This window comes from Brevundimonas sp. UBA7534 (genome assembly GCF_002479325.1).
Classification (GTDB): Bacteria; Pseudomonadota; Alphaproteobacteria; order Caulobacterales; family Caulobacteraceae; genus Brevundimonas.
In genome coordinates this window covers 1-8,318 of record NZ_DLMO01000093.1, presented here as the reverse complement: position 1 = coordinate 8,318, position 8,318 = coordinate 1, and the positions used below count along the sequence as shown (strand labels likewise).

Here is an 8,318-nt window from a genome sequence, read left to right as displayed (position 1 = left end):
GTTGAAGCTGGCGTCCAGAAAGGTCGCGAGGTCCTTGGCCGGATAGGGGATGGCGAAGCCGCGCACGAAGGTGTCGATGAAGGTCTGGCGACCCAACTCGGCCAGCGCCTGAGCATCGTTCGGGTGGGCGGGGCGGATCACGGCGTCGGTCATGGTCGGCCGCTCTAGCGCGGCGCCGCGCCGGCGTCACGCCAAGGACACGCAAGGGCGAGGTTGTATCCGTGCGCGAGGGCGGTTACGACCTTGAGGGGCGCGCTCGCCGGCGATCGCCCGCCTGTAGCGCTTGGGGAGGACAGAGGACGCCAAAGCCTTGAAACCAAAGGCCCGTCCGTTCGCCATGTCATCGCCCGCCCTCTCCCTCGATTCGTCTGAAGCCGCCGCGCCGGAAACGGCGCCGAAGGCCGCCGGCCTGTCGGTGGCGCTGCGTCCCGGCGGCATCGTCCTGATCCGTCACGGGGAGCCGGCGCTGTCGAGAAAATGCCTGATCACCGCGCGCCAGTACGGCGACTGGTGGGCGCAGTACGAGGTCGGGGGCTTGCGCGCCGGCCAGACCCCGCCGGCCGCCCTGGTGGCCGCCGCCGAGGGGGCGGGCGCCATCTATGTCTCCACCCGCCAGAGAGCGCAGGAAACCGCCGCCGCCGTCGCCGCCGGTCGCGAAACCATGACCGACGCCCTGTTCATCGAAGCGCCGCTGCCGCCGCCGCCGATCCCCGACTGGATCAGGCTGTCGCCCAAATGGTGGGGCGTGGTGTCGCGGTTCTGGTGGCACGCGTTCAATCATCATGGCGGGCAGGAGACGCGCCGCCAGGCCGAGGCCCGCGCCGAACAGGCCGCCCAGGTCCTGATCGCCAAGGCCGCGGGCGGCAAGGACGTGCTGGTCTTCGCCCACGGCTACTTCAACCACATGGTCGGGCGGCGGCTGAAGGCCGATGGCTGGCGGCTGGTCCAGAACCAGGGCTTCAAATACTGGTCCCAGCGCCGATACGAGCGGCGCTGAACCTTCGTCGCTGTTGAAGCCGGACGCGCCCCCCTCTAGGGTCCGCCCCCATGACCGACGTCGCTTCCCCGCCCACTGATCTCAGCTTCGAAGAAGCGCTGCAGCGCCTGGAAACCATCGTGTCCCGGCTGGAATCCGGCCAGGCTCCGCTGGAGGAGTCCATCGCGCTCTATGAAGAAGGCGCGCGGCTGAAGGCGCATTGCGAGGAGCGGCTGAAGGCGGCCCAACTGCGTGTCGAGAAGATCGTGGTCGGCCCGGACGGCCAGGCCAGGGGCGTCGAGGCGGCGTCTTTCGAATGACCGGGCAGATCGCCTTCGACGACTTCCTGAAGGTCGATATCCGCATCGGTCAGGTGATCAGGGCCGAGCCGTTCCCCGAAGCGAGGAAGCCGGCGTTCAAGCTGCAGATCGACTTCGGCCCGGAAATCGGCGTGAAGAAGTCCTCGGCCCAGATCACCAAGCACTACACGATCGAGCAGTTGGAAGGCCGAAAGGTCGCCGCCGTGGTCAACTTCCCGCCGCGCCAGATCGGGCCGGTCATGTCGGAGGTGCTGACCCTGGGCTTTCCCGACGCGGACGGCGAGGTGGTTCTGATCGGGGTGGACCGCGACCTTCCGCTGGGCGGGCGGCTGTTTTGACGCATCTGGTCGCCGCCAACTCGCCGGAGCAGGCCGTGATCGACCGCGTCGCCGAGGTCGCGGACCTGATGACGGTGGCGCTGGACGAACTGTTGCCGCGGGCCGACGGGCCGGAGGCGCGCCTGACGGAGGCGATGCGATATGCGGCGCTGGGGCCGGGCAAGCGGCTGCGGCCCTTCTTCGCCCTGGAGGCCGCGCGGCTGTTCGACATCGAGGAGCGACCAGTGCTGCGCGCCGCCTGCGCGCTGGAATGCGTCCACGCCTACAGTCTGGTCCACGACGATCTGCCCTGCATGGACGACGACGACCTGCGCAGGGGCCGCCCCACCGTGCACCGCGCCTATGACGAGGCGACCGCCGTGCTGGCCGGGGATGCGCTGCAGACGGCGGCGTTCGACATCCTGCTGCACGAGGACACCCACGACGATCCGGCGATCCGCTGCCTCCTGGCCGCGCGCCTGTCCGAAGCTTCTGGCGCGCGCGGCATGGCCGGCGGACAGATGATCGACCTGCTGGGCGTGCGCGACGACCTGGGCGGGGTGGCGCGGATGCAGCGGCTGAAAACCGGCGCCCTGTTCGCCTACGCCTTCGAGATTCCGGTCATCATCGCCGACGCGGAGCCGGCGCATCGGCTGGCCCTGATGAACTTCTCCAACGACATCGGCCTGGCCTATCAGATCGTCGACGACCTGCTGGACGCCGAAGGCTCGGCCGAGGAGATGGGCAAGGCCGCCGGCGGCAAGGACGCGGCCCTGGGCAAGACCAACTTCGTCACCCTGCTGGGTCTGGACGAGGCGCGACACCGCGTCGCGCACCTGGCCGACCAGGCCCGGGGCCACCTGGACATGTTCGGCGACGACGCCGAAATCCTCAGGGCCAGCGTGGACTTTGTGCTAAAGCGCCGGTCCTGATACGCAACATCGCTCGACCTCACGGGTTGACGATCAAGACTTCTCAAGGTTTCCGCGTCTGATGCCCGACACCCCGCTTCTCGATACCGTCAAGTTTCCCGCCGACACGCGGAGCTTCGACGTGGCCCAGCTGCAGCAGCTGGCCGACGAGGTGCGCGCCGAGACCATCGACGCGGTGTCGGTCACGGGCGGTCACCTGGGCGCCGGCCTGGGGGTGGTCGAGCTGACGGTCGCGTTGCACCATGTGTTCGAGACGCCCAAGGACATCCTGATCTGGGACGTCGGGCACCAGTGCTATCCGCACAAGATCCTGACCGGGCGGCGCGACCGCATCCGCACCCTGCGCCAGGGCGGGGGCCTGTCGGGCTTCACCAAGCGCAGCGAGAGCGAATACGACCCGTTCGGCGCGGCCCACGCCTCGACCTCGATCAGCGCCGCACTCGGTTTCGCCGCCGCCCGTGACCAGAAGGGCGAGACCAACAGAGTGGTGGCCGTCATCGGCGATGGCTCCATGTCGGCGGGCATGGCCTATGAGGCGATGAACAACGCCGCCGAGGCCACCAGCGGCCAGCTTATGGTCATTCTGAACGACAACGACATGTCGATCGCGCCGCCGGTCGGCGGCATGAGCGCCTATCTGGCCAAACAGGTCTCGGGAGGCGCCTATCGCAACATCCGCAAGGTCGGAAAGAAGTTCGTCGACCATATGCCGCGCCCGTTCCGCGACGCGGCGCGCAAGGCCGAGGAATATGCGCGCGGCATGATCGTGGGCGGCACCTTCTTCGAGGAGCTGGGCTTCTATTACGTCGGGCCGGTCGATGGGCACGACATGGAGAACCTGGTCCCGATCCTGAAGAACGCGGCGGCGATCACCGACCGGCCGGTTCTGGTCCATGTCGTGACGCAGAAGGGCAAGGGCTATGCGCCCGCCGAATCCAGCGCCGACAAGCTGCACGCGGTGGTCAAGTTCGACGTGGTCTCGGGCAAGCAGGCCAAGGCCATCTCCAACGCCCCCAGCTACACCAAGGTGTTCGGGACCGAGCTGATCAAGCGGGCCGAGCGCGATCCGTCCATCGTCGCCATCACCGCCGCCATGCCGTCGGGCACGGGGTTGGACCTGTTCGGTCAGGCCTTTCCCGACCGCACCTATGACGTCGGCATCGCCGAGCAGCACGCCGTGACCTTCGCCGCCGGACTGGCGGCCGATGGGATGAAGCCGGTCTGCGCCATCTATTCGACCTTCCTGCAGCGCGGCTACGACCAGGTGGTGCACGACGTGGCGATCCAGTCGCTGCCGGTGCGCTTCGCCATGGACCGGGCGGGCCTGGTCGGGGCCGACGGGGCGACCCACGCCGGGTCGTTCGACGTCGGCTTCATGGGCGCCCTGCCGGGCATGGTGCTGATGGCGGCCTCCGACGAGGCCGAACTGGCCGCCATGATCGCCACCAGCCTGGAGATCGACGACCGGCCCAGCGCCTTCCGCTATCCGCGCGGCGACGGCGTGGGCGTGGACATTCCCGACCTGGCCGCCCCGCTGGAGATCGGCCGGGGCCGCATCGTGCGCGAAGGAACCTCGGTCGCGATCCTGAGCCTGGGCACGCGGTTGCAGGAATCGCTGAAGGCCGCCGATCTGCTGGCGGCCAAGGGCGTGTCGGCCACCGTCGCCGACGCCCGCTTCGCCAAGCCGCTGGACGCCGATCTGATCCTGCGCCTGGCGCGCGAGCACGAGGCGCTGATCACCGTCGAGGAAGGCGCCATGGGCGGCTTCGGCGCCTTCGTGCTGCAACTGCTGGCCCAGAAGGGCGCGCTGGACGCGGGGCTGAAGGTCCGCACCCTGCACCTGCCCGACGTCTTCCAGGATCAGGACAAGCCGGAGGCCATGTACGCGGCCGCCGGCCTGAACGCGGACCAGATCGCCGCCGCCGCCTTCGGCGCGCTGGGCGTCGGCGCGACGCGGGCCGCGCGGGCCTGATCAGCCGTCGATCAATGCACCCAGGCCCGTCGCCGTGCGGGCGAGGCGATAGCGCTTCACCGTCCGCGTCTCATAGGGCTTGGCCATGATGGTCGAGACGGCGCGCAGTTCGGCCGTGGCCTGGTTCCTTTCCAGGGTCAGCAGGACGAAGCCCTTGGACGACTGGTCGCAGAACTTCACCTCCTGGGGATTGGCCGCCATCAGGGCCAGGCCCAGCGGCAGGCCGCCGATGGCGTCGGCCGGCGAGGGACTGGAGATGGACGAGGTGCCGAACTCCACCGCCGCGCGGCGTCCGGCGTCGTCGTGCAGTTCGTTGACCCAGAAGGCGTGGCTGTCGCCGGCCAGGACTATGGGCTCCACCCCGGCGGCCTGAAAGGCGGCGTACAGGCGCTCGCGCGCGATGGGATAGCCGTCCCAGCTGTCCAGGTTGAAAGGCAGGCCCAGCTTGAACAGCTGGATCGAGGCCTCGACCTGGGGGCGGATGTCGGCGGGCAGGCCAGCCAACAGGCCCGCGACCTGTTCGGGCGGCATCAGCTGGTCGATCTGCGGACCCTTGACGCGGGCGGTGACGACCTGGTTGCCCAGCACCTGCCAGGGGCGCCCGGCGGCCCGGGAGCGCGCCAGGGTGTCGATCAGCCAGCGCCGCTGGTCGTCGCCCAGCAGGTCCCGCGACGGATCGTGACGACGCGCCTCGAAGGCGGCGATGTCCGGCGCGCCCTGGGGCGTCAGGGTCATGTCGGCGTAGGACAGCTGTTCGGCGCGGGCGGTCAGGCGCGTCTCGACCATGGCCAGGGTGGCCAGGTCGCCGAAGTCGAAGGCGCGGTTGATCGCCTGCTTCATGGCGCCGGCCTTGGGCTCGCGGATCGGCATCCATTCGTAATAGGCCCGAAGGGCGGCCGCCTTGCGCACGGCGAAGTCGCCCTCGGTCGCGGGCTGGTGGTTCTCGGCCCCCGCGCGCCATGTGTCATTGGCCACCTCGTGGTCGTCCCACACGCAGATGAAGGCGGCGCGGGCGTGGGCGGCCTGAAGGTCCGGGTCGGTCTTGTACTGGGCGTGCCGGGTCCGGTAGTCGGCCAGGCTGACGATCTCGTGCGGCGGTTCGGGCGTGCGGCCCAGGCGCCGGCCGGACGCCATGCCGTAATCGTCGGCCTCGGCCCCGTATTCGTAGATGTAGTCGCCCAGGTGGACGACGGCGTCCAGCCGCTCCAGCCCGGCGATGGCGTCATAGGCGTTGAACAGGCCGCCGGGGTAGAGCTGACACGACACCACCGCCATGACCACGTCGGGCGTCGCGCCTACCGGCAGGGTGCGGACCCGACCGACCGGAGAGACCATCCCGGCGGCGACGAAGCGGTAGAAATACGCCGTCCCCGGCTCCAGGCCCTGGCCGTCCAGGTCGTGCTTCACGGTGAAGTCGCGCTCGGCGCGGGCGCGCAGGTCGGTGCGCCGGGCGACGATGTCGGCGAAGTCGGCGTCGCGGGCGACCTCCAGCGTGACGGCCACGTCGCCCCCCGCCGGGTCCGCCGGCGTCACGCGGGTCCAGAACACCGCCGAACGGGCGTCGGGATCGCCGCTGGCGACGCCGTGCAGGAAGGTGACCTCACGGTCATTGCGGGCGTCCGGCACGCTGGCGCAGGCGGTGGTCGCGCCCGCGCCCAGGAGGCTCAGAAGACTGCGGCGATCCAGTTTCATCGGCGGGTCCTCAGAGCGTCAGCTTGAACACGAGGCCGTAGGCGGCGGGGCGACCGGCGATGAAGGTCGGCAGGCCCAGGGCGTCGCCGGTGTTGCCGGCGTCCTTGACGTATTCCTCGTCCAGGATGTTCTCGCCGAAGGCTTCGACGCCCCAGTTCCCCCTGTCCGGCGCATAGCGGACGCGCAGGTTCAGCAGGCCGTAGGCGTCCTGATATTCGTCCTGGACCCGGTCGGGCACGAAGTTGCCGACCTGGAGCTCGGGCCGATCGTTGTCGTCGTCGAAGAAGACCTTGGACTGCCAGGTGTAGGTCGGCTGGATCTCGACCGCGCCGCCGGCGACGGGCAGGCGCCACAGGGCGCCGATCGAGGCCATGTTGTCCGGCGACAGTCGGAAGCGGTTGCCGTCCCGCGCGCCGCTCTCGAAGCGCGAGTGGTTGTAGCCATAGGTCGCGAACAGGTCGAAGTCGGGCGTGATCCCGTAGAAGACCTGGCCCTCGAAGCCGTAGGCCTTGGCCTCGCCCGCGTTGACGGTGACGAAGGCGGTGCCGACCTGTTCGGTGGTCTGGAAGTTTTCGTAGGCGTAGTGGAACACCGCGCCGTCCAGTCGCAGCCGGCCGTCCATCAAAGCGGCCTTGGCGCCGACTTCGTAGCTGTCGACCGTCTCGGCCTCGATGACGTTGAAGGTCGGCGCGCCGAGCGGGGCCGAGGGGGCGACGGCGCTCAGAATCTCGGGGCGGCGGCCGCGCGCGTAGTTGGCGTACACGCTGGCGTCGTCCGACAGGCTGTAGCGCGCGGTCACGCGCCAGGTCAGGCCGTCGTCGTCGTGGTCCTGATAGATGAAGTCGCCGTTGTTGGCGGTGGGCTGGGCGGTCAGGCCGAACAGGGGCAGGCCGCTGGCCAGGGGCAGGTCGGCCGCGCCCGGCGTCGCCAGGCCCTGCAGCAGCTGGCCGATCTGGGCCTGGAGAGCTGCGGCGCCGACCAGATCGCCCGCCTGGGCCAGGGCGGCGGCGCGCGCGCCCAGGGTCTGGACCGCGATCAGGCCGCCGGCGATGGAGCGTCCGTTCTCGACGCGATTGGACAGGCCGGTGGTCTTCTCGTCCTGGGTCCAGCGCAGGCCCGCCGACATTTCGAACCGGTCGGTGAAGCGATAGGTCATGTCGCCGAACAGGTCGTAGGAGGTCAGGTCGCTGCTGTTGGTCGAGACCTCGGTGTGATTGGTCTTGAGATTGTTCAGCAGGCCAGGGATCAGCGGGGCGGCCGAAGAGGGCAGCAGGCCCGACAGAACGCCGCCGACGACCATCGGCAGGGGCGCGACATAGGGCAGCTTCAGCCGCTGGTCGCCCAGCGGCGTCGCCAGCTGGATCAGGGCGTAGCGCTCGTCGAACTGGGTGGGCGCGCGCTGATAGCCTTCTTCCTGGAACCAGCCGGCGCCGGCGAAGGCGCTGAGACGGCCGCCGTTGTCGTAGTTCAGGCGGAACTCCTGGCTCCACTGTTCGCCGTGGGCGTCCTCCGCGGCGGTCAGGATGGGCAGGGACACGCCGTCGGCGTCGAAGGTCTCGTAGGAGTCGAACTGGCGATAGGCGGAGGTCGAGTTCAGGGTCAGGCTGGGCGACAGGTCGATACGCGCCAGGCCCGTGACGCCCCACACTTCGCGGTCCAGCCCCAGGCTCTTGCCGCCGTCGAAATCGGCGCCGGGCGTCAGGGCCGCCCCTTCCCACGGAGCGTCGCCGCCCAGGACCGCGCCGGTCGTCGGGTCGAAGGGCGCGTAGGCGATCGACTTGAACGAGGTGCCGGAGGCTTCATCGGTCTGATAGTTGGCGATCACGTCGAAGCGCATCGCCTCGGTCGGCGCCCAGGCGCCCGACAGGCGAAAGGCTTGGGTCTCGATGGAATTGTAGTCCTCGCCGCCCAGCAGGTTGTCGACATAGCCGTCGCGAGTTTTCATCCGCGTGGCCAGGCGCAGGCCGGCGGTTTCCCCGACGGGCAGATTCACCGCGCCCTCGACCATGCGATAGCCCTCGTCGCCGAACTCGACCTGGGCGTAGGCGTCGGTCTGTCCGGGGCGGGCGCGGTTCTGGACCAGGTTGACCGCGCCGATCAGCGCGCCGC

7 protein-coding genes are annotated in these 8,318 nt (G+C 69.6%); 5 read left to right on the top strand and 2 right to left on the bottom strand.

All coding sequences use genetic code 11. The features are described from left to right. Positions 1-337 precede the first annotated feature (337 nt). The 5 genes from B2U11_RS06955 to dxs all read left to right on the top strand — a co-directional run bounded on the left by B2U11_RS06955 (position 338) and on the right by dxs (position 4,517). On the top strand, positions 338-997 hold the full coding sequence (locus tag B2U11_RS06955; protein ID WP_292070798.1) for a histidine phosphatase family protein: 660 nt from the start codon (positions 338-340) through the stop codon (positions 995-997). Positions 998-1,047: 50 nt separating this feature from the next. Continuing rightward, positions 1,048-1,296, top strand: coding sequence for an exodeoxyribonuclease VII small subunit (locus B2U11_RS06950; protein ID WP_292070797.1), 249 nt, complete (start codon positions 1,048-1,050; stop codon positions 1,294-1,296). Continuing rightward, entirely contained in the window at positions 1,293-1,634 is a 342-nt protein-coding gene (locus tag B2U11_RS06945; RefSeq protein WP_292070796.1) for a tRNA-binding protein, read from the top strand. Before B2U11_RS06950 ends, B2U11_RS06945 begins: the two co-directional genes overlap by 4 nt. A 68-nt stretch (positions 1,635-1,702) precedes the next feature. Continuing rightward, complete coding sequence (locus B2U11_RS06940) at positions 1,703-2,545, top strand: polyprenyl synthetase family protein (RefSeq protein WP_292070815.1); 843 nt, start codon at positions 1,703-1,705, stop codon at positions 2,543-2,545. A gap of 58 nt (positions 2,546-2,603) precedes the next feature. Further along, positions 2,604-4,517, top strand: a complete 1,914-nt coding sequence (gene dxs / locus B2U11_RS06935) for a 1-deoxy-D-xylulose-5-phosphate synthase (protein ID WP_292070814.1) — start codon at positions 2,604-2,606, stop codon at positions 4,515-4,517. Here dxs and B2U11_RS06930 read toward each other — a convergent pair whose 3' ends face one another. Further along, complete coding sequence (locus tag B2U11_RS06930) at positions 4,518-6,209, bottom strand: alkaline phosphatase D family protein (protein ID WP_292070795.1); 1,692 nt, start codon at positions 6,207-6,209, stop codon at positions 4,518-4,520. Between the two features lie 10 nt (positions 6,210-6,219). After that, positions 6,220-8,318: TonB-dependent receptor (locus B2U11_RS06925; RefSeq protein WP_292070794.1), on the bottom strand; the 2,099-nt coding region annotated here is incomplete at its 5' end.

Coding starts and splice junctions, on each gene's coding strand:
- B2U11_RS06930 (WP_292070795.1), bottom strand. CDS start 6,209: ATGAAACTGGATCGCCGCAGTCTTCTGAGCCTCCTGGGCGCGGGCGCG.
- B2U11_RS06945 (WP_292070796.1), top strand. CDS start 1,293: ATGACCGGGCAGATCGCCTTCGACGACTTCCTGAAGGTCGATATCCGC.
- B2U11_RS06950 (WP_292070797.1), top strand. CDS start 1,048: ATGACCGACGTCGCTTCCCCGCCCACTGATCTCAGCTTCGAAGAAGCG.
- B2U11_RS06955 (WP_292070798.1), top strand. CDS start 338: ATGTCATCGCCCGCCCTCTCCCTCGATTCGTCTGAAGCCGCCGCGCCG.
- B2U11_RS06940 (WP_292070815.1), top strand. CDS start 1,703: ATGACGGTGGCGCTGGACGAACTGTTGCCGCGGGCCGACGGGCCGGAG.